The 226-nt window shown below is 39.4% G+C and carries 1 protein-coding gene; it reads left to right on the top strand.

Annotated elements, in window-relative coordinates; translation table 11 throughout:
- On the top strand, window positions 1-170 hold a 170-nt coding region (locus tag FD29_RS11265; protein ID WP_157049389.1), incomplete at its 5' end, for a zinc ribbon domain-containing protein.
- Between the last annotated feature and the right edge of the window lie 56 nt (window positions 171-226).

The raw sequence follows: 226 nt of genomic DNA on the forward strand, positions 1-226 counted from the left end.
ATCCAAAAAACACCACCCAAACATGTTCCAATTGCGGACATATCTTGAGCGGTGCTGACAAATTGACTCTAACCGACAGACATTGGACTTGTCCAGTCTGTCATAAACATCACCTTAGAGATCATAATGCGGCTATTAATATCCTGAATAAAGGATTGACAAAACAATAGAAATATAAAGTCCGTTTGGCAACTTGCGGACTAAAAAGGCATTGGTAATTAGCGTG

It is taken from the genome of Companilactobacillus mindensis DSM 14500, assembly GCF_001434275.1.
Taxonomy (GTDB): domain Bacteria; phylum Bacillota; class Bacilli; order Lactobacillales; family Lactobacillaceae; genus Companilactobacillus; species Companilactobacillus mindensis.